General features: G+C 72.4%; 17 protein-coding genes, 1 tRNA gene and 1 riboswitch. Of the genes, 5 read left to right on the forward strand and 13 right to left on the reverse strand.

The features are described 5' to 3' along the window. Positions 1-21: 21 nt before the first annotated feature. From hpnE to IE332_RS03735, 9 genes are all read right to left on the reverse strand, one after another. Positions 22-1455, reverse strand: a complete 1434-nt coding sequence (hpnE, locus tag IE332_RS03695) for a hydroxysqualene dehydroxylase HpnE (RefSeq protein ID WP_189913622.1) — start codon at positions 1453-1455, stop codon at positions 22-24. 127 nt (positions 1456-1582) lie between these two features. Then, on the reverse strand, positions 1583-2440 hold the full coding sequence (gene hpnD / locus IE332_RS03700) for a presqualene diphosphate synthase HpnD (protein ID WP_189914070.1): 858 nt from the start codon (positions 2438-2440) through the stop codon (positions 1583-1585). A gap of 41 nt (positions 2441-2481) precedes the next feature. Next, positions 2482-3474, reverse strand: coding sequence for a squalene synthase HpnC (gene hpnC, locus IE332_RS03705; RefSeq protein ID WP_189914071.1), 993 nt, complete (start codon positions 3472-3474; stop codon positions 2482-2484). Positions 3475-3735: 261 nt separating this feature from the next. Next, positions 3736-4545, reverse strand: a complete 810-nt coding sequence (locus IE332_RS03710) for an ABC transporter ATP-binding protein (RefSeq protein WP_229928279.1) — start codon at positions 4543-4545, stop codon at positions 3736-3738. Then, positions 4538-5479, reverse strand: a complete 942-nt coding sequence (locus tag IE332_RS03715) for an ABC transporter permease (protein WP_189913623.1) — start codon at positions 5477-5479, stop codon at positions 4538-4540. The genes IE332_RS03710 and IE332_RS03715 overlap by 8 nt, the downstream gene beginning before the upstream one ends. 147 nt (positions 5480-5626) lie before the next feature. Beyond that, positions 5627-6526 (reverse strand): glycosyltransferase family 2 protein, encoded by a 900-nt coding sequence (locus IE332_RS03720; protein WP_189913624.1) that lies wholly within the window; start codon positions 6524-6526, stop codon positions 5627-5629. Next, the gene (locus IE332_RS03725) at positions 6523-7260 is read right to left on the reverse strand and encodes a CDP-alcohol phosphatidyltransferase family protein (protein ID WP_189914073.1); all 738 of its coding nucleotides are present in this window, start codon (positions 7258-7260) and stop codon (positions 6523-6525) included. Before IE332_RS03725 ends, IE332_RS03720 begins: the two co-directional genes overlap by 4 nt. Positions 7261-7351: 91 nt before the next feature. Continuing rightward, positions 7352-8413, reverse strand: a complete 1062-nt coding sequence (locus IE332_RS03730) for an iron-containing alcohol dehydrogenase family protein (protein ID WP_189913625.1) — start codon at positions 8411-8413, stop codon at positions 7352-7354. Then, positions 8401-9156 carry a phosphocholine cytidylyltransferase family protein gene (locus tag IE332_RS03735; RefSeq protein ID WP_189913626.1) on the reverse strand — a complete coding sequence of 252 codons (756 nt, stop codon included), beginning with the start codon at positions 9154-9156 and terminating at the stop codon, positions 8401-8403. Before IE332_RS03735 ends, IE332_RS03730 begins: the two co-directional genes overlap by 13 nt. A 593-nt stretch (positions 9157-9749) precedes the next feature. Here IE332_RS03735 and idi point away from each other — a divergent pair. Continuing rightward, entirely contained in the window at positions 9750-10397 is a 648-nt protein-coding gene (gene idi, locus IE332_RS03740) for an isopentenyl-diphosphate Delta-isomerase (RefSeq protein WP_189913627.1), read from the forward strand. A 147-nt stretch (positions 10398-10544) separates the two neighbouring features. Here the strand turns inward: idi and IE332_RS40620 are convergent, their stop codons facing one another. Beyond that, the gene (locus IE332_RS40620) at positions 10545-11084 is read right to left on the reverse strand and encodes an ATP-binding protein (RefSeq protein WP_373313677.1); all 540 of its coding nucleotides are present in this window, start codon (positions 11082-11084) and stop codon (positions 10545-10547) included. Positions 11085-11554: 470 nt separating this feature from the next. On the opposite strand from IE332_RS40620, the gene IE332_RS03750 reads away from it, so the two are divergent. Continuing rightward, a tRNA-Leu gene (locus IE332_RS03750) sits at positions 11555-11639 on the forward strand. Between the two features lie 375 nt (positions 11640-12014). Further along, a complete protein-coding gene (locus IE332_RS03755; RefSeq protein WP_189913629.1) occupies positions 12015-13673 on the forward strand; it encodes an APC family permease in 1659 nt (552 codons plus the stop codon). An 86-nt stretch (positions 13674-13759) separates the two neighbouring features. Here IE332_RS03755 and IE332_RS03760 read toward each other — a convergent pair whose 3' ends face one another. After that, positions 13760-15475 carry an alpha/beta hydrolase gene (locus tag IE332_RS03760; protein WP_189913630.1) on the reverse strand — a complete coding sequence of 572 codons (1716 nt, stop codon included), beginning with the start codon at positions 15473-15475 and terminating at the stop codon, positions 13760-13762. A 2-nt stretch (positions 15476-15477) separates the two neighbouring features. After that, on the reverse strand, positions 15478-15888 hold the full coding sequence (locus IE332_RS03765) for a hypothetical protein (protein WP_189913631.1): 411 nt from the start codon (positions 15886-15888) through the stop codon (positions 15478-15480). A 309-nt stretch (positions 15889-16197) separates the two neighbouring features. On the opposite strand from IE332_RS03765, the gene IE332_RS03770 reads away from it, so the two are divergent. Next, positions 16198-17625 (forward strand): aldehyde dehydrogenase family protein, encoded by a 1428-nt coding sequence (locus IE332_RS03770; protein ID WP_229928280.1) that lies wholly within the window; start codon positions 16198-16200, stop codon positions 17623-17625. Between the two features lie 115 nt (positions 17626-17740). On the opposite strand, the gene IE332_RS03775 is transcribed toward IE332_RS03770, so the two are convergent. Next, the gene (locus IE332_RS03775) at positions 17741-19198 is read right to left on the reverse strand and encodes a glycine hydroxymethyltransferase (RefSeq protein WP_189913633.1); all 1458 of its coding nucleotides are present in this window, start codon (positions 19196-19198) and stop codon (positions 17741-17743) included. A 20-nt stretch (positions 19199-19218) separates the two neighbouring features. Further along, positions 19219-19316: riboswitch (ZMP/ZTP riboswitch) on the reverse strand. A 303-nt stretch (positions 19317-19619) separates the two neighbouring features. Between IE332_RS03775 and IE332_RS03780 the strand changes: the two genes are divergently transcribed. Further along, on the forward strand, positions 19620-20594 hold the full coding sequence (locus tag IE332_RS03780; RefSeq protein ID WP_189913634.1) for an ABC transporter permease: 975 nt from the start codon (positions 19620-19622) through the stop codon (positions 20592-20594). Positions 20595-20603: the final 9 nt, after the last annotated feature.

The following is a 20603-nucleotide window of genomic DNA, read 5'->3' on the forward strand; positions in this document are numbered from 1 at the left end:
CTCCGGCGGCGCGGCCCGCCGTCACCTGGGCCACCTCCCGTCGCCGCGGTCCACCGGCACCCGGGTGCCGGCCGCGGCGAGCGCGGCGTCGGCGGCGGCGTGGCCGCTGCGCACGGCGCCCTCCATGGTCGCGGGCCAGCCGGTGGCCGTCCACGAGCCGGCCAGCAGCAGGCCGGGGACGGAGGTGCGGGCCGACGGGCGCAGCGCGCCGCTGCCCGGGGCCGGGTCGAAGGTCGCGGTGCGCTCCCGGGTGACGAAGAAGTCCAGCACCTCGGCCCCGGCCGCGGCCGGCAGCAGCCGCTCCAGCTCGGGCAGGTAGCGGCGGCGCAGCTCGGCGACCGGGAGGTCGATCTCGTCCTGCACGGCGGACTGCGAGAGCGCCAGGTACTGGGCGCCCGGGTGGGCGCGGCCGAGCTCGGTGGCGGCCAGGCCGGAGTGCGCGGTGCGGTCGAAGACCCACTGGACCGGGGAGCCGAGGGCGGCGAAGAACGGCTGCCGCACCAGCGTGCGGTCGTAGATCACGTGCACGTTGAGGATCGGCGCGGTGCCGAACCCGGCGAGCCGCTCCTGCCCCTGGATCGCGTTCGGCGGCAGCAGGGCGGCCGCGCTGTCCTGGGCGCCGGCCAGGACGACGGTGTCCGCGGTGAGCGGCTCCCCCTCCTCCAGGAGGACGGCGTGCTGCGGCGCGGCCGGCTTGAGCTCCGCCACCCGGGTGCGCAGCAGCACCTTCACGCCGGCGCGCTCCAGCTCGGCGAGCGCCCGGTCGTGGTGGATCGCGCCCAGCGGGGCGGCGGCGATGCCGATGTCGGAGGCCCCCGGGTCGGAGAGCAGGCCGGTCTGGAACACCTTGGCGGCGAGCGCCATCGACACCTGGTCGGCCCGGGCGTTCAGGGTGGCGACGCCGACCAGGTCCCACAGGGCCGCCTGGGTGGCGGCGTTCTGCCCGTTCCGGCGCAGCCAGTCACCGAAGGAGATCCGGTCCAGCGCCGGGTCGTCGAGGTCCAGCCCCTTCAGGGCGAGCGCGCCGCGGACCACCCGGGCCCGGTCCACCGGGGACAGGTGCGGGTAGCGGGCGAGGCTGCCGGCCAGGTGCAGCGGGACGGGCAGGCCGGCCCGCCGCAGCCGCCCGAGGGTGCGCACCGGCGCGCTCTCGGGCCCGGTGACGGAGAGCACCGGGACGTCCAGCCGGTCCTGCAGGTGGACCAGCCGGCCGGCGCCGAGCCGCTCCAGCAGGCCGCGGTAGGCGGTGCAGCAGCGCAGGTAGACGTGCTGGCCGTTGTCGACGGTGAGGTCACCGCGCCGGAAGGAGAACGCCAGGCCGCCGAGCCGGGGCCGCCCCTCGACGAGGGTGACCCGGTGGCCCGCCTCGGCCAGGCGCAGCGCGGCGGTGATCCCGGCCAGACCCCCGCCGACCACGACGGACGCCGGGCGCGCGGCATCGGCTCGCCCGGTCATCGGCCCTCCCCCTCGCAGTCGCCGGACCGCCGGGAGGCGGTCGCTGAAGCCGTTACTCGCACGGTCAACACGGAACTACCCGCACGTGATTCCCCGCTGACACAGCGTGACAGAACTGCGGCGAGAATCAAGAACGCCCCCCGGCGAGCCCGGAAAGCGCCACGTACGCCTTCTCCCAGCCCGGCAGCGAGACCCGGCCGCGCAGCACCGACTCGGGGTCGGCCGCGATCCGGCCGAGCAGCCGGTGGTAGATCCCGGCCATCGCGGCGGTGCAGGCGCGGCTGCGGCGGTCCAGCATCGGGAGCAGCCGCAGGCCCTCCTCGAAGGCGGCCTGGGCGCGGGCGGCCTCGAAGGCCACCAGGCCGGTGAAGTCCGCGCCGACCGGCGGCTTGGGCAGGGCGAACCCCTGCTCGCAGCCGAACCGGGCCAGGTCCTCGGTGGGCAGGTAGGTCCGGCCGTTCAGGGCGTCCTCGCGCAGGTCGCGCAGGATGTTGGTGAGCTGCAGGGCCAGGCCCAGGGTGTCCGCGTACCGGGCCCCGAGCTCCGGGTCGTCGCAGCCGTAGACGCCCAGCGAGAGCCGGCCGATCGCGCCGGCCACGCAGCGGCAGTAGACCTTCAGCTCCTCGTACGTCTGGTACTCGGCGCCCTTGAGGTCCATCTCGACGCCGTCGATCAGCTCGTCGAAGCCGCCGAGCGGGATCGGGAAGCGCCGGGCGGTGTCGGCCAGGGCGACCTTGATCGGGTCGGTGTCGTCCTCGGCGACCACCCCGGAGCGGACCTCGTCCACCAGCTCCCGGGTGCGCAGCAGCGCCTCGGCCTTGCGGTCGTCCGGGAGGTCGCCGTCGCCGATGTCGTCCACGCGACGGGCGAGGGCGTACAGGGCCGACATGGCCAGCCGCTTGGGCTCGGGCAGCAGGCGGATGCCGTAGCTGAAGTTGCGCGCCTGCAGACCGGTGACTGCCTCGCAGTACCGGTACGCCGCCATGACCTGGGCCGACGCCAGTGGTGATGCCGCCACGCGGGCGTTCACCTTCCCTTCGCGAAGATTGCCGCCGCCTTCGCTGCGAGGCGGCGCTTGTCCGGCTTCGCCTGTCGCGCGAGCACGTCGTACCCGACGTCCTCGATGGCCGCCAGGGCCGCGTAACCGCCGGCGGTGAATCCCGCCAGGAGCAGTCGAAGCCTCCCCCGAACCGTACCTACCAATGGTGCGCCGTGATCGAGCAGGGTGCGGGCCCGTTCCGCCTCGAAGGCGATCAGCTCCCGTACGGCCCCGTCGGCGGAGGGGGCGGCGAGGTCGGCCTCGGTGACGCCGAAGCGCGCCAGGTCCTCGGTGGGGAGGTAGATCCGGCCGCGGGCGAGGTCCTCGGCGACGTCCTGCAGGTGTTCGACCACCTGGAGGCCGCTGCAGACGGCGTCGGAGAGCTCGATCCGTTCGGGGGTGGAGACGCCCGCGATGGCCAGGACGAGGCGGCCGACCGGGTCGGCGGAGAGCGTGCAGTAGCCGATCAGGTCGTCGTAGCTGGCGTAGCGGGCGGTGGTCTGGTCCACCCGGTTGGCCTCGATCAGACGGCGGAACGGTTCCGGGGTCAGGCCGTGCCGGTCGACCAGCGGGACCAGGGCCCGCATCAGCGGGTGGCGGGGGCGGTCGGCGCCGGCCGGGTGCAGCGCGGACTCGAAGACCCGGTCGAGGTCGTGCTCCAGCCCGTCGAGCAGGGCGAGCCGGAAGGCGACCTCCTGCGGAGCCGGCGGGCCGGGCTGGGCCGAAGGGGTGATCGGGGGCGGCTGCTCGACCCCGAGCAGCCGGGCGGTGACGGCCGGGTCGGCCAGGTCGCCGTCCCCGGCGTCGTCGACCAGGCGGGCGAAGCCGTACACCGCCATCAGGTCGTCGCGCCAGGCCGCGGGCAGGAAGAACGGGGCGACCGGGAAGTTCTCGGCGCCCGCCTTCTCCAGGGTCTGGCCCGCTGAACGGTTCAGCGGCGCGTCACTGGGCTGGTCACTGGGCTGGGCCGAAGCCGACACTGCTGTCACTCCCCCGTTCTACACCGCTGGGTACCACCGGTCCGACTCGGACACGCGTCCGAGCGCGGGCGTCACCTCCGGCACTCCGCCCCCGCGCCCACCAGCCTGACACCGCGGGCCGCGCCGGAGAAGAGCGCCCCGCCTGCCGGAGGCGGCGCTCACCCCCGCGGCGGCGGCCACCCGGGGTAACGGACCGGCGCACGCCGAAGGGCCGGCCCCGGAGGTCTCCGGAACCGGCCCAGGCGGCGGGGCGGGACGGCGCTACGGGCGCTCGCCGCGCTCGTAGCGGCCGACGACCTCGTCGGTCGGACCGTCCATGATCAGCTCGCCGGCCTCGATCCAGATGGTCCGCTCGCAGACCTCGCGGATCGAGTTGTTGTCGTGGCTGACCAGGAAGACCGTACCGGCGGAGCCGCGCAGCTCCTCGATGCGCTTCTTGCTGCGCTGCTGGAAGGCCTGGTCACCGGTGGCCAGGGCCTCGTCGATCAGCAGCACGTCGTGGGTCTTGGCGGCGGCGATCGAGAAGCGCAGGCGGGCGCCCATGCCGGAGGAGTAGGTGCGCATCGGCAGGGAGATGAAGTCGCCCTTGTCGTTGATGCCGGAGAAGTCGACGATCTCCTGGTAGCGCTCCCTCACCTGGGCCGGGGTCATGCCCATCGCCAGGCAGCCCAGGACGACGTTGCGCTCGCCGCTGAGCTCGTTCATCAGGGCCGCGTTGACGCCCAGCAGCGAGGGCTGGCCGTTGGTGTAGATGCCGCCCTTCTCGGTCGGCAGCAGGCCCGCGATGGCGGCCAGCATCGTCGACTTGCCGGAGCCGTTGGAGCCGATCAGGCCGATCGCCTCACCCTTGTACGCGGTGAAGCTGATGCCCTTGACCGCGTGCACCTCGCGCACGCCGGACCCGCGCTTGCGGCTGAGGATGCGGCTCAGCGCCGAGGTGGCGCTGCCCTTGCCGGAGCCGGCGCCGTGCACCCGGTAGACGATGTGCACGTCGTCGACGACGACGGTGGGCTCGCGGGCCACGTCCGTGTCACGGACGTCGTCGCGCTTGCTCAGGTCGGTGTCAGCCACGGCCGTACTCCTCCTCGGCCTTCCAGAAGAAGACGTATCCGATGACGAAGATCCCGACGGCCCAGGCGATGCCGTACGTCCACTGGTGCGGCGGCAGCGACTGGTGCGCGGGCTGGTGCTTGTTGTAGATGATCGGCGCGAAGGCGTGCCGCAGCAGGTCCATGTAGACCGAGGCCGGGTTGACGGCGCAGATCACCTGGATGTAGTGCGGCCACTTGTGGACCCGGTCCTGGATGCTGAACATCACGCCGGACAGGAACATCCACGCGCGCATCACGAAGGGGATCAGCTGGGAGATGTCACTGGTCTTGGCGCCGATCCGGGCCATGATCAGGGAGATGCCGGTGTTGAACATCGTCTGCAGGATCAGCGCCGGGATGATCAGCAGCCAGGTCCTGCCGGGGGTGATGCCGCTGGCGAGGACCGTGATGACCAGCACGACCATCGAGATCAGCAGCTGCTGGAGCTGGATCACGGTGAAGGCGATCGGGAGGCTGGCACGGGGGAAGTGCAGCGCCCGGATCAGGCCGAGGTTGTCGGAGATCGCCCGGGTGCCGGACTGCACCGCGTTCTGCGTGAACTGGAAGACGAAGACGCCGATGCAGAGCCAGGCGATGTAGGTGTTCGGCGGGAAGCCGTCCTTGTTCTCCAGGATGACGCCGAAGACCAGGTAGAACACCGCGCAGTTGAGCAGCGGGGTCACGACCTGCCACACCTGGCCGAGCTTGGCGTCGGTGTACTGGGCCACCAGGCGGGCGGTGGCGAAGGCCCAGATGAAGTGGCGCCGGGCCCAGAGCTGCTTGGTGTAGGCGAACAGACCCGGCCGGGCACCGCTCACCGACAGACCGTACTTGTCCGCAAGCTGCTTGGCGGTCAGGCCCGCGTCCACCCCCCTGGGGGTCGAGAGGCTGACGGGTTCACTCACTGTCGACACATTCGTCCTTCACGCGGGATCGGTCGGGGCGGCCGGTCGGCGGGGGGTCCGCCGGCCGTGCGCCGATGGGGATCCACTGGGATCTCGGGGGGAGCCGGCCGGTGTGTGGTCACCGGCCGCAGCAATCGATCATTCGATCAAATCAGATCAAATGATCGGAGGTCGGCCCAGCCTGGTCAGTTGCCAAACGGTACGCCATCGCATGGGCCGCCGCGGACCACAGGGTTCGCGCCAGCCCGCCCGGAATCCGCCCCACCAGGCCTTCAGCGCCTCGGGGGAGGGGCGGCGGGCCAGGGTGAGCAGAAACCAGGTTCCCAGATAGAGAGGCACCAACAGGGCCGGAAGGTTCCGCCTCGCGAGCCAGACCCTGTTGCGGGCCACGTTGTGGAAGTAGGTGGCGTGCCGGGCGGGCGAGGTCGTCGGGTGGTGCAGCACCACGTCCGACCGGTAGTCGATGGCCCAGCCGGCGTCCGCCGCCCGCCACGCGAGGTCGGTCTCCTCGTGCGCGTAGAAGAACTCGCCGGGCAGCTGGCCGGCCTCCTCGAACACCTTGCAGCGCACGGCGCTCGCGCCGCCGAGGAAGGTGGTCACCCGGGACGAGCGCAGCGGGTCGCTGGCGCGCAGCCGCGGGACGTGCCGGCGCTGGGTGACCCCGGTGTCCGGGTCCGCGATCCGGAAGGAGACGATGCCCAGCTCCGGGTCGGCGGTGAAGGCCTCGCGCAGCAGCCGGGCCGAGTCGGTGCGCGGCAGGTGGCCGTCGTCGTCCAGGAAGAGCACGGCGTCCACCTCCGCGCCGTCCCGGCCGAACAGCTCGATGCCGACGTTGCGGCCACCCGGGATGCCGAGGTTCTCCGGCAGCTCCACGCTGCGCACGCCCTCCGGCAGCGGGGGCAGCGGGGCGCCGTTGGCGACCACGGCCAGCTCGACCGCCGGGCCCTCCTGGGCGCGGACCGACTCGATCAGGGCGTTGAGCTCGGCGGGCCGGTTGCCCATGGTGATGATCACCGCGCCGAGGCGGAAGCTCGCCGCGTTCGTCACATCGCTCATCGCAGCCTGCTCGACAGGACGATGCTCAGCAGGTGCAGCACGGTCTGCAGCATCGCGATCGCCGCCAGGACGACCACCGCGAGCCGGGTGAAGAGGAGCCCGCCGTGCACGGCGTCGGCGATCCCGGCCGCCAGGATGAACAGCGAGGCCTCGACCGCGCCGACCAGGCGGTGGAACTTCAGCAGCGAGGCGGCCTTACGGGCCTTGGCCACGGTCGCCGAACGCGGCACCGAGGCGCTGTCCTCGACGGCCGTCAGACCGCTGCGGGCCCGGGCCACGTCCACCAGGTCCGTCTCGGACTTGATCAGGATCGCGCCGAGCGCGGCCAGCGTGCCCAGGAAGGCCCACTCCCAGTGGGAGCCGCCGCCCTCGCGGTGCAGCAGGTCGGTCGCGCGCAGGCCGAGCCCGGTCAGCAGGGCCGCCTCGGACATGTAGTGGCCGACCCGGTCCAGGTAGACGCCGGTCAGCGAGGTCTGCCGGCGCCAGCGGGCCACCTCGCCGTCCACGCAGTCCAGCAGGAGGTAGACCTGGATCAGCAGGGCGCCCAGGACCGCGCCCGTGATGCCCGGCACGATCAGCGCGGCACCGGCCAGGATGCCGGTGAACATCATCAGGTACGTCAGGCCGTTGGGCGTGATCGCCGTCATGGTGGAGAGCACGCGGGTGATCCGCAGCGAGATCTTCCGCATGTACAGGCGCCCGGCCCAGTGCTCGGCGCTGCGGCGCTGGAGCATGCCCTCCGGGTGGATCACCGCGCGCAGCTCCTCGATCGAAGGCCGGCGGGTCAGGTCCACCGGGGGCCGTTCGGCGCCCGTGGTGGAGGGGTCAGCTGTTGACGGCTTGGACATAGTCGGCGTACGCGTCCCTGATTGCGGAGGGGGAGAGGTCGAGGTGTTCAAGGATGGTGAAGCGCCCCGGGCGGGTGTTCGGGGCGTAGTGCACCGCTTCGGTGAACTCCGCCTCGGTGAAGCCGATCTGAGCCGCGGTCACCGGCAGCCCGTGGCGCGCCAGGCGCTCCACGATCAGACCGGTCAGCTCGCGCTCGCCCCGCAGGAAGCTGGCGAACGCGGCGCCGAGGCCGACCTGTTCACCGTGCTGGGCGGACCGCTTGGGATACAGCACGTCCAGGGCATGCGAGATCTCGTGGCAGGCGCCCGAGGAAGGCCGGGTGCTGCCAGCGATGTTCATCGCGATGCCGGACAGTACCAGGGCTTCGGCGAGGGCCGTCAGGAGGTCTTGATCCTGAATGTTTCCTGGGTGCCGCAGCAGGTTCTCGCCCGCCGAGCGGGCCATCGCGACGGCCAGCCCGTCCACCGGCTCACCGGTGACCGCGTGCGACAACTCCCAGTCGGCGCAGGCCGAGATGTTGGAGACGACGTCGCCGATGCCGGCCGCCACGAAGCGCGGCGGGGCCTGCCGGATCACGTCCAGGTCGACGACGATGCCGATCGGGCTGGGCACCCCGTAGGAGCCCCGCCCGGCGTCGTTGTCGAGGGTCGAGACCGGCGAGCAGATGCCGTCGTGGGCCAGGTTGGTGGCGACCGCGACCAGCGGCAGGCCGACCCGCGCCGCGGCGTACTTGGCGGCGTCGATGATCTTGCCCCCGCCGAGGCCCACCATCGCGTCGTAGTGCCCGCCGCGCATCGCCTCGGCCAGCCGCACCGCGCTGTCCAGGCTGCCGTCGTCCACGTTGTACCAGTCGGCGCCGGGCAGGGCCGGCTCCAGGCGCTCGCGCATCGCGGCGCCGGAGCCGTTGCTGATCGCCACCGCGATCCGGCCCGAGGCCGACAGCCGCTGGTCCGCGAGGATCCCGCCGAGCGCGTCCAGCGCGCCCGGGCGGATCTCCACGAAGAGCGGCGACGGGACGAGTCGGGTCAGTACCGGCACGCGATCTCCCGCGCCTTCGCCAGGTCGTCGTGGTTGTCGACCTCGACCCAGGAGACCTCGCCGATCGGCTGCACGTCGATCCGCAGGCCGCGGTCCACCATCTCCTGGTAGCCGTCCTCGTAGTACAGCTGCGGGTCGCGCTCGTAGGTGGCGCGCAGCGCGTCGGTCAGGTCGGCCGCGGCGGACGGGTTGATCACGGTGACACCGATGTACTCGCCGGTCGCCTCGGCCGGGTCCATCAGCTTGGTGATGCGGCGCATGCCGGTGGCCGGGTCGACGACGACCTTCATCTCCTCGTCGGCGAGCTTCTTCACCGTGTCGAGGGCGAGCAGGATGCCGGGGGCGGCGCCGGCGTCGACCAGGCGCTGGTTGCCCTCCAGCATGGTGCGCTGGACGGAGGCCGGGTGGACGGTGTCGCCGTTGGCGAGCAGCAGGCCCTCGCCGAACAGCTCACGGGCGCACCAGAGCGAGTAGGCGTTGTTCCACTCCTCGGCCTTGTCGTTCTCGACCAGGTGGAGCTTGACGCCGTAGGCGGACTCCAGGGCGGCCTTGCGGTCGTACACCGCCTCCTTGCGGTAGCCGACGACTATCGCGGCCTCCCGCAGTCCGACCTCGGCGAAGTTGCCCAGGGTGAGGTCCAGGACGGTCCGCTCCCCGTCGACCGGCACCAGTGCCTTGGGCAGGGTGTCGGTGTACGGGCGCAGCCGGCGGCCGGCGCCGGCTGCCAGAACGAGGCCGATCATGCGGGGTCTCCTGATCCGTCGTGCTGTGCGCGCGGACCGTGCCGATCAGTGGCGGCGCCGCTCCGCCGGACCGGTGTGCGACCGGAGCGGGCAGCGGCGCGCCGGTTCCGGCACGGATCCGGGCACCGTGTCGTATGTGATGGTAGGCGACTTGGACGACCGGCCCGAACGCGCCCGGAGACCGGACGGTGACGGAGGGGTGACCGGGGATGGACGCGGGGTGGACGGGAGGGTTCGCCCGGCGGTCCGCACGAGGGCCCGGGGCGGCGGCCGACGCCTCGGGGTCACGCCGGGAACCGGCCAGGGACCGGCCGGGGGCCGCCGCGGCGGTCGAACGGACCCCGAACGAGCGTCGAACGATTCTGCGAGGATCGTGACCCTTACGTGGTCCTCCGGGAACGTTCTCTGCACGCAATCCGACACCTCCGGGTCATGATCCGCCCGGTTGTGCGTGGGACCCCTACCCGGCGCCACCCATACGGCAGACTGGAGCCCGACGCCGGCGCCGGTGCCCCGCTGCGTCCGCCGCGCGCCACCCGGTGCGCCGGACGCACCCGATGCTCCCGTTGCTCCCGCCCCCGGAAAGAGGCCCCATGCCCCAGAGTCTGCCGACCGATCCGACGCACTTCGCCGCCGAGATCGACACCGGTCTCGACGTGGAGACCGATGTGACGGTCGCCCCACGGGCCTCCGAGGCCGCCGGTACCGAGATCCTGCTGGAACTGGTCGACGACGAGGGCGTCACCATCGGCACCGCCGAGAAGCTCTGGGCCCACCAGCAGCCGGGCCGGCTGCACCGCGCCTTCTCCGTGTTCCTCTTCGACCGCCAGGGCCGGCTGCTGCTCCAGCGCCGGGCCCTCGGGAAGTACCACTCCCCCGGGGTCTGGTCGAACACCTGCTGCGGCCACCCGTACCCGGACGAGCCGCCCTTCGTCGCCGCCGCCCGGCGCACCGCCGAGGAGCTGGGCGTCGCACCGGCGCTGCTCTGCGAGGCCGGCACCGTCCGCTACGACCTGCCGGACGAGGCCTCCGGGCTGATCGAGCGGGAGTGGAACCACCTGTTCGTGGGACTGGTCACCGCCACGGTCGAGCCGAACCCGGACGAGGTGGACGACTTCGCCTTCGTGACCGCCCAGGAGCTGCGGGAGCTGCGGGCCGAGCGGCCGTTCTCGGTCTGGTTCGAGACGGTCTTCGAGGCGGCGCTGCCGGGCATCCGGGAGATCGCCGGACGGGACTGGTAGGAGGCTCGTCCGGCGGACGCGCCCCGGGCCGGGCGGGACCGTGCCCCGGTCGCGGTGCGGGGCCGGCGGCCGGTCCCGCACCGTCTCCCGGCCCGGTCCAGGCCCTGGCCCCGGTCCCGGCGAGACGGTCGGCGCTCGGGCTCCGGGTCAGCGCTCGGGCTCCGGAGGCACCGGGAGCGAGGCCCAGATGACCTTGCCGCCCTCGCCCGTCCGCTCGACGTCGCACACCCCGCCGGCCTGCAGCGTGACGCTCTTCACCAGCAGCAGGCCGCGCCCGCCGGTGCGTCCGGTGTCGTTCTCCAGCGCCTTGGGCCGGTACGGGTCGCCGTCCTCGACCGAGACCCGCACCCAGCCCCCGCTCACCGACAGCTCGGTGACCACCTCGGGCGACAGCTCGGCCGCGTGCGTCACCGCGTTGCTCACCAGCTCCGAGACGATCAGCAGCAGGTCGTCCACCAGCTCCTGGTAGCGCACCCCGGCCATGCCCTGGGCCAGCAGGCAATCGCGTACGGCGTGCCTGGTCAGCGGAACCGAGGCCTCGGCGGCGGGCACCGGGAAGCGCCACAGGCCCCCGACCGGGCCGTGCGCCGGGGTCTTCGGTGGGTTGGTGGCCGCGGTCTTCGCCGGGTTCGTCGCGGATCTCTTCGCCGGGGGGTCCTCCGACCGGTCCGCCGGGCCGTCGGGCACCGCGTCGGTGCCGTCCCGCCCGTCCCCCGGCCTGCCGCGTCTCGGTTCGGCCTCCGCCGTCCCGCTGATCTGCTCCACGTCCAGCCGCCCTTCGTCCGCGACCCGGGAATCAGGCGATCCGCTCATGGCGCCCTCGGTCCACAGAGGCTAGGAGAGCGGTCCCGGCGGCTGTGGCACCGTCGACAACTTGCCCGTGTCGGACCGGTTCCGGCCGGAATCGATCGCCGAGGGCACCGAACCCGACCGGTTCCTTCGCGGTCGCCACCGCTTCGGGCGGGGTTCGATCGCGTTCGCCAGCCGTACCAACCTGTGCGGGGCCTCCGGACCGGCCCGCGGCGGGCGCGGCGGGTCCCGGGACGGCCGGCGCCGCCGGGGCCCGAGGAACCGCAGGTGAGAAGCACTCCAGAACCCTGGTAATGTTCTCTCTGTCGCCGAGGGGGCGAGAGAAAAACCCCCGAAGCACACACCCTGTCCGGGTGGCGGAATGGCAGACGCGCTAGCTTGAGGTGCTAGTGCCCTTTATCGGGCGTGGGGGTTCAAGTCCCCCCTCGGACACAGCTGAATTCCCCGTGGGATCCGAAAGGAACCCACGGGGAATTTCGTTTTCCCCGGGCTGCTTTCGCCGGCCGCTTCCACCCGCCGCTTTCCTCGGCCGTATCCCCCGGCCGCACGCCGGCCCTCCTTCGAGCCGGCGGCATTGTGGCGCCCGTCTCCCCGCAGGGGCTCGTACCGGCCTCGCCGGGGCCTCGCCGTCGGCCCACCGGTCCGGAAACCGGACACGAGATGGCAACGATCGGACGTTTTGAGCTTCCCCTGAGGTATTCGCCCGTTTTTGGACCATAAGCTGCTGTGCGTTTGTCCGGAATACAGACTCAAAACCGCAAAAACACCGACACCAGCCGATGAACCCCGAGCGAAAGGACCGATACGTTGAGTGAGCCCGAATCCTCGACGGCATCCCACCAGAACTACCGCCGATCGCTCGGCACCATCAGCCTGACGGCCGTCGGGCTGGGGTCGATCATCGGTTCCGGTTGGCTGTTCGGTGCCGAGCGGGCCGCCAAGCTCGCCGGGCCGGCGTCGATCCTCGCCTGGGTGATCGGCGCCGCGGTGGCGCTGACCATCGCCCTCACCTACAGCGAGCTGGGCTCGATGTTCCCCAAGGCCGGCGGCATGGTCCGGTACGGCCAGTACTCGCACGGCTCGCTGGCCGGCTACCTGGCCGCCTGGGCCAACTGGATCGCCATCGTCTCGGTCATCCCGGGCGAGGCCACCGCCTCCGTGCAGTACATGAGCTCCTGGCACTTCGGCTGGGCGAAGGGGCTCTACAACGGTCAGGAACTGACCCTCAGCGGAGTGGCGCTCGCCAGCGTGCTGCTGGTCCTCTACTTCGTGCTGAACTGGTTCGCGATCACGCTGTTCGCCAAGACCAACACGGCGATCACCGTCTTCAAGGTCGTCGTGCCGACGCTGACCGCCGGCGCGCTGCTCTTCGCGCACTTCGACACCGCGCACTTCACCGACCACGGCGGCTTCGCGCCGAACGGCTGGAGCGCGGTGTTCACCGCCGTCGCCGTCTCCGGCATCGTCTGGGCCTTCAACGGCTTCCAGTCCCCGCTCAACCTGGCCGGTGAGGCCAAGAACCCCGGCAAGTCGCTGCCGAAGGCCGTCATCGGCTCGATCCTGATCGCCCTGGTGATCTACGTCGCGCTGCAGATCGCCTTCCTGGGCGCCATCCCGAGCGGCGACCTCTCGCAGGGCTGGAGCGGCCTCGGCTACACCTCGCCGCTGGCCGACCTGGCGATCGCCTGGGGCCTCAACTGGCTGGCGATCCTGCTCTACGCGGACGCCTTCATCTCGCCGTCCGGCACCGGCATGATCTACGCCGCCACCACCTCGCGCATGATCCACGGCGTGCAGGAGAACGGCCACCTGCCGAAGCTCTTCGGCAAGGTCGACGCCAAGACCGGCATCCCGCGCCCGGCGCTGGTGCTGAACCTGGTGGTCGCCTTCCTGTTCCTCGCGGTCTTCCGCGGCTGGGGCTCGCTGGCCGAGATCGTCTCGGTGGCCACCGTGATCTCGTACATCACCGGCCCGGTCGCCGTGATGGCGCTGCGCCGCCTCGCCCCCGACCTGCCGCGCCCGGTCCGGCTGCGCGCGATGCCGGTCATCGCCCCGGTCGCGATGGTCTTCGGCTCGCTGGTGCTCTACTGGGCCCGCTGGCCGCTCACCGGCAAGGTCATCCTGCTGATGGCCGCCGGTCTGCCGATCTGGGCCTGGTACGAGCTGCGCAAGCCGTTCGCCGAGCTGAAGCCGCACCTCGCGGCGGGCGCCTGGATGGTCGCGTACCTGTTCGTGATGGCCGGTGTCTCCTGGGCCGGCAGCGACGACTTCGGCGGGCACGGCTACCTGCCGGAGGGCTGGGACCTGCTGATCGTCGCCGCGATCGGGCTGGCGTTCTACTACTGGGGCGTCGCCAGCGCCTGGGCCAACCCCTCGCTGGCCGCCGTCCGGCAGGAGCTGGCGGACGAGCTGCGCGCGGCGGGTGCCGAGGCCCCCGCCGAGGCGGGCGAGCCCTCGCGGGTCTGATCCACGCGTGACGCCGAAGGACCGGTCGGACGTTCCGACCGGCCCTTCGGCGTTCCCGGGCTCCGGCGGCTCCCGTGCGGGCCGGGTCAGGTGACCGGCACTCCCGCGATGACCTGGCCGAACGCCTTCCAGGACGGTGTGTTCGCGTTCCAGTAGTGGTCGTGGTCGGTGTCCTGGGACGGCAGGTGCTGGGCGCCGAAGGCCGGGTTCATCGGGTCGCGGCCGAAGCGCAGGTGGTAGTCGTCACTGGTCGGGTCGAGGTTGTCGACGTCCAGGGCCGGGGTCCAGTCGGTGATCGAGTCCTTGCCGCCGAGCACGGTGAAGACCCGGCCGGGGTCGATCTTGGCCCCCGTGGCGAGGTCGGTGTTGAGGTCCGCCGCCCGCTCGACGCCGACGCCGGGGCTGCCCGCGAAGACCACGGTGTCCACCGGCAGGCCCTTGTCGCGCATGGTGTAGCCGACCACCGTGCTGCCGTAGCTGTGCCCGACGACGGTGTTGTGGGACGGAGCGCCCTGGTGGGTGGCCCGCAGCCCGGACTGGAAGCTGAACAGGTCCTGCTCGGCGTCCTTGGCGTAGCCCTCGTAGGCGGCGTCCGGGACCGGGGCCCCGAGGGTGGGCGACGCGGTCTGGGGCGCCGCGTAGTTCACGTACGCGATCGTGGAGACCTTGGCGCCCGGGCTCGCCTGGACGGCGCTGCGGTACATCTCCTTCGCCTTGTCCATCGTGCCGCCGACGCCGCCGATCCGGGACTCGGTGCCCGGGACGAAGGTCGCCACGTCGTCCGCCGTGTCCGGGTCGTTCAGGGCGAGGATCGCCCGGCCGCCCTGCGCCGCGGCGTCGAGCCGGAGCAGGTACGGCCGCGGGTTGCCGTCCGTGACGGGCAGGGCGAGCCGGTCCTGGAGCGTCTGGAGGCCGTGCAGCTTGTCCTCCAGGGCCTTGCGCTGGGCCTCCCAGACCACGTGCTGGGGGTTCTTGCCGGCGCCGCCCGGCGTGCCCACCCAGGAGGTCGGCTCGGCCTGGTCGAGGGCGGCCAGCTGGGTGCGGAGGTCGGCCTGGGCCCGGGGCAGGGTGATCCGGTTCGCCTGGTCCCGGGCGGCGGCGGGGACGCCGTCGAGGTTGCCGACCTGGTCGGGGTGGTTGAGGACCAGCCGCTGCTGCTGGACCGACGTCAGCCCGTCCCACCAGGTCTTGACGTCCGCGGGCCCGGTGCCGGCGGGCGGGACGCGGTCGGTCGCGTCGTCCGCTGCCTTGTCGGCGGCGACCGCCGCGGCGGTCAGACCGCTGCCGTCGGCCGCGTGCTGGGCGAAACGGTTCAGCTGGGCGGTGATCGTCCGGTCCGCCTGGGCCCCCTCGTTCAGGGCCGCGGTGATCCGGGCGCCGATCTCCTCCGCCCGTCTGCGCATGGCGTCGTCGGCCGGGGCGCCCTGGGTGCCTCCGGGCTGTCCGGGGGCCGGGCCCCAGCTGAGCTGCCCGTCCGGGGCCACCGTGAGGCCCGCCGTCCTGGCGTCGTCCAGGGCGGCCACCAGGTGCGACTGGGCCAGCGCGAAGGCCTCGCCGGCGGCGCTCAACGAGCGGCTGACGAAGACGAGTTCCTCGTGCGCGTTCCGCAGCTTGACGGTGAGCGCCCCGAGGTCGCCGAGGACCTGGGTGGCAGTGCCGCCCTTCCAGCCCGACAGCCGGTTGACCACGGTGCTCTGCCAGATCTCGATGTGCTCGGCGAACTTGCCGGCCAGGGTGTCGTAGGCGTTCTTGGCGCAGGCCAGGTCGTTCAGGTTCGCACCGTAGAGGGTCGCGATGTCCACGGTCACCGCTCCTCGGCCGAACGGCCGCCGACGATCACCGTGTTGAACGGGTCGGGCCTGGACGGGGCGGCGCTCGCCTGGGCGGTGGTGCCGGCGGTGGTGCCGGCCCCGGTCAGGTCGTCGGCGATGTCGCGGTCGCCCGACCCGTAGGTCAGCGCGATCTGCTGCAGCTTGGTCCCGGACGTGCCGAGCTCCCCCGCCAGGTTGTTCAGCAGCGTGACCCAGTTGGCGGTGCAGCCGTGCAGGGCGGTCGCCGTCGTCCAGCCCTTGAGGCCGCCCTCCGCCGTGCCGCTCGCCTCGGCCAGTGCGTGGTCCTCGGCCGGTACGGCCTGGGCCAGTTGCGCGGCGCTCTGCCCACTGGCCCTCAGATCGCTCGGCCTGACGACGAGTTGGAGCGCCTTGTCCGGATCCACTGCGTCTTCCCCCTGGTTGTCCGTCTGGTCGTCTGGTCGTCGGTCTGGTCGTCCGTCGGTGAACGACGACAAGGACGCCGGGGGTTGGGGGGCAGTTCCGGGTGGAACCGGGCTTCGTGCACCTCCCGTTCTGCGGCGCGCCGCGGTGGGCGTCGGGCCGTTCGCCGCGTGCACCGCGCGGTTCCCCCGGGGTGACCGGCAATGTCCGCCGGGTCGGGATCGGCTCTTGCGCCCGGCCGCCCGGGCCGTTTTGACTGGCCTCCGACTAGCGCTGTTAGTGAAGCGATTGAGCGGATGAGAGGACAATCGGTGCAGCAGTACGCGGAGTACAGCGACCAGTACATCGACGGCTCCTGGCGGCCCTCCGGGGACCCCGGCTCGATCACCGTCCTGAACCCGGCGACCGAGCAGGTGCTCGCCACCGTACCCGCGGGCGGCGCGACCGATGTCGACGCGGCGGTGACGGCGGCCCGCCGGGCGGCCCGGAGTTGGGGCGCGACCACCCGCGAGGAGCGGCTGGCCCTACTGACCCGGCTGCGGGACGGGCTCGCCGCCGCGCAGAACGAGATCACCGAGACGGTCGTCGCCGAACTGGGCGCCCCGGTCGGCTTCACCGCGGCCGTGCACGCCGGGCTGCCGCTGACCGTCACCACCTCCTACCTGGACCTGCTCGCCGAGCACTCCTTCGAGGAGCGGATCGGCAACTCGGTGGTGCACGCCGAGCCGGCCGGCGTGGTCGCGGCGATCACGCCGTGGAACTACCCGCTGCACCAGATCGTGGCGAAGGTGGTCCCGGCGCTGGCGGCCGGCTGCCCGGTGGTCCTCAAGCCGGCCGAGGACACCCCGCTGGTGGCCCGGCTGTTCGCCCGGCTGGTGCACGAGGCCGGGTTCCCCGCGGGGGCGTTCAACCTGGTCACCGGCACCGGGGAGCTGGCGGGCGCGGCGCTGGTCGGCCACCCCGGGGTGGACGTGGTCTCCTTCACCGGCTCCACCGCCGTCGGCCGGCAGGTCGCCGAGACGGCCGGCCGGAACCTGAAGCGGGTCGCGCTGGAGCTGGGCGGCAAGTCCGCCAACGTGGTGCTGCCGGGCTCCAACATCACCCGCGCGGTCAAGACGAACGTCGCGAACGTGTTCGCCAACTCCGGCCAGACCTGTAGCGCCTGGACCCGGCTGCTGGTGCACGAGGACCAGTACGAGGAGGCGATCACCCGGGCCGCCAAGGCCGCCGCCCAGTACGTGCCGGGCGACCCGACCGACCCACAGACCCGGATCGGCCCGGTGGTCAACGCCAAGCAGCTGGCCCGGGTGCGCGGCTACATCGACGGCGCGCTGGCCGAGGGCGCCCGGCTGGTCGTCGGCGGCTCGGAGCCCGTCGCCGAGCTGCCCACCGGCTACTACGTCCGCCCGACCGTGCTCGCCGACGTGACCCCGGAGATGACGGTGGCCCAGGAGGAGGTCTTCGGCCCGGTCCTGGTGATCCTCCCCTACCGGGACGAGGACCACGCCGTCGAGCTCGCCAACGGCACCCCGTACGGCCTGGCCGGCGGCGTCTGGGGCCGCGACACCGACACCGCCGCCGCCTTCGCCCGCCGCCTCGACACCGGCCAGGTCGACCTCAACGGCGGCCGCTTCAACCCGCTCGCCCCCTTCGGCGGCTACAAGAACTCCGGCCTCGGCCGCGAACTGGGCCGCCACGGGCTGGAGGAGTTCCTGCGGTACAAGTCGCTGCAGTACTGAGGCGCCGGGCACGGGCCCGCCCGGGGCGCCGGCGTGTGCGGCGGCGCCCCGGGCGGGGTGTGTCCGAGGGTGTGTCCGAGGGTGTGTCCGAGGTGTCGCGGGATCCGCCGGGGGTTCAGGCGAGGGCGACGCCCGGGTAGAGCGGGTACGGGGCGAGCAGCTCGGCGGCGCGCTTGGCGACGGCGTCGCGCAGGGCCGGGTCGAGGGCGTAATTGGCCTTGGACGGGCTGCCGTTGGCGGCCGTGGTGGGGGTGGTGGCGCGCAGGACGGTGTCGATCAGTTCGGCGATCTCGTCCATCTCGGCGACGCCGAGGCCACGGGTGGTGAGGGCCGGGGTGCCGATCCGGACGCCGGAGGTGTACCAGGCGCCGTTCGGGTCCTGCGGGACGGAGTTGCGGTTGGTGACGATGCCCGAGTCGAGCAGCGCCGCCTCGGCCTGGCGGCCGGTGAGGCCGTAGCCGGAGACGTCGGCGAGGACGAGGTGGTTGTCCGTGCCGCCGGTGACGAGCGTGCCGCCGCGGCGCAGCAGGCCCTCGGCCAGGGCCTGGGCGTTGGTGACGACGGCCTGGGCGTAGGTCCGGAACTCGGGGCGGCGGGCCTCGGCGAAGGCGACGGCCTTGGCGGCCATGACGTGCGAGAGCGGGCCGCCGAGCACCAGCGGGCAGCCGCGGTCGACGTGTTCGGCCAGTTCGGAGGTGCACAGCACCATGCCGCCGCGCGGGCCGCGGAGGGACTTGTGGGTGGTCGTGGTGACGATGTGGGCGTGCGGGACCGGGTCGTGGTCACCGGTGAGCACCTTGCCCGCGACCAGGCCGGCGAAGTGCGCCATGTCGACCATGAGGGTGGCGCCGACCTCGTCCGCGATCTCGCGCATCGTACGGAAGTTCACCAGGCGCGGGTAGGCGGAGTAGCCGGCCACGATGATCAGTGGGCGGAACTCGCGGGCGGTCTCCCGCAGCGCGTCGTAGTCGATCAGGCCGGTGACCGGGTCGGTGCCGTAGCTGCGCTGCTCGAACATCTTGCCGGAGATGTTGGGGCGGAAGCCGTGGGTGAGGTGGCCGCCGGTGTCCAGGGACATGCCGAGCATGCGCTGGTTGCCGAGCTCGTGGCGCAGCCGGGCCCAGTCCTCCTCGGTGAGGTCGTTGACGTTGCGGACCTCGGCCCGCTCCAGGGCGGGGCTCTCGACCCGCTGGGAGAGGACGGCCCAGAAGGCGGTGAGGTTGGCGTCGATGCCGGAGTGCGGCTGGACGTAGGCGTGGTCGGCGCCGAACAGCTCGCGGGCGTGCTCGGCGGCGATGGTCTCCACGGTGTCGACGTTGCGGCAGCCCGCGTAGAAGCGGCGGCCCGCGGTGCCCTCGGCGTACTTGTCGCTGAGCCAGTTGCCCATGGCGAGCAGGACGGCCGGGGAGGCGTAGTTCTCGCTGGCGATGAGCTTGAGCGAGGCGCGCTGGTCGGCGAGCTCCTGGCCGATGGCGGCGGCGATCCGGGGTTCGACGCCGGCGACCACGTCGAGGGCGCTGCGGAAGGCGGCGTCGGCGGTGGGGGTCGCGGCGGTGTGGGGCTGCTGGGCCAAGGCGGTCTCCTGGTGGGGATGCGGAAGGCCCAGGCGCTCGGCAACTGCACGTGAAGGTTTCACGAGGCCGCTTCCCGATGGTTGATTCCATCCCTACGCGCCAGTCGCAGCCCACCGGGATCGTACCAACACCGGACGGACTGTGGCGGAGGTCTCAGAATGCGGACCAGGCCGGTCCGATTCGCCGCTTATGTCCGTTCTTCTGCAACGCCGGTGTTGCGGCGAAATGAAGTCGCCACATTCCCCGAAACAGTTCCGCAGGAATTCCCCGGAGAACCGCCGGAGGTGATTTGCGGAACCTCGGACGCATCCGATCAAATGTCGCTCGAACGGCCACGGGAAACCCCCGGAAGCCGTACCGGAAATACACACGAGCGCACCCTCACCCACAGGGCGGCGGAGAATTCGGGGGTTACGCCTCATGGCAGTGGTCGACGCAGTCCCAGTCCCCGCGGCCGGGCCCGCCGCCGCGGCCCCGGGCCCGCTCCGCCGGATCCTGCGCGACCGGGTCGGCGCCGCCGCCCTGACCGTCGTGGTGCTGTTCCTGCTGCTGGCCGCCGGGGCCCCGCTGATCGCCGCGCTGTACGGGAGGAACCCGGTCGAGCACTACGGCCAGAACGCCCCCGGCCTGCTCAGCGACGGCGGCCTGCCGATGCTGCCGAACGGCGGGATCTCCGGTGACTTCTGGTTCGGCCTGGAGCCCGGCCTCGGCCGAGACGTGTTCACCCAGCTGCTGTACGGCATCCGCACCTCGCTGCTGATCGCCTTCGCCGCCGCCACCGTGACCACCGCCCTGGGCGTACTGGCCGGCGTCGCGGTCGGCTATCTCGGCGGAATCGCGGACCGGCTGTTCGGATTCCTCGCCAATGTGCTGCTGGCCTTTCCGACCCTGCTCCTGCTGCTCGCGCTCAGCCCGATCATCCAGTCCCGGCTGGTCGATCCGGGCGCCGCGGAACCGGAGTGGATGCAGTTCCTGGTGCTGATCCTGGTTTTCTCCGCGTTCGGCTGGATTCCGCTCGCGCTTTCCCTGCGGGCCACCGTCCGCTCGCTCCGGGAAAGGGATTTCGTGCAGTCCGCCCGGGCCCAGGGCGCGAGCCGGTTCCATGTCGTCGTCCACGAACTGCTCCCCAATGTGCGCTCGCAGCTGCTGGTGCACGCCACCATGGCGGTGCCGACCTACGTCGCCTCCGAGGCCGCACTGTCCTTCCTGGGCGTCGGCATCACCGAACCGGTCCCGGACTGGGGGCGGATGATCTCCCGCGGCTCCGAGGTCTTCCAGGCCGACCCCACGTACCTGGTCTTCCCCGGGGTGGCGCTGCTGCTGTTCGTGATCGCCTTCAACCTGCTCGGCGACGCCGTCCGGGACGCGCTGGACCCGCGCTCCGGCACCCGCTGAGCCACCCCG

The sequence above is a fragment of the Kitasatospora xanthocidica genome (genome assembly GCF_014656195.1).
GTDB lineage: Bacteria > Actinomycetota > Actinomycetes > Streptomycetales > Streptomycetaceae > Kitasatospora > Kitasatospora xanthocidica.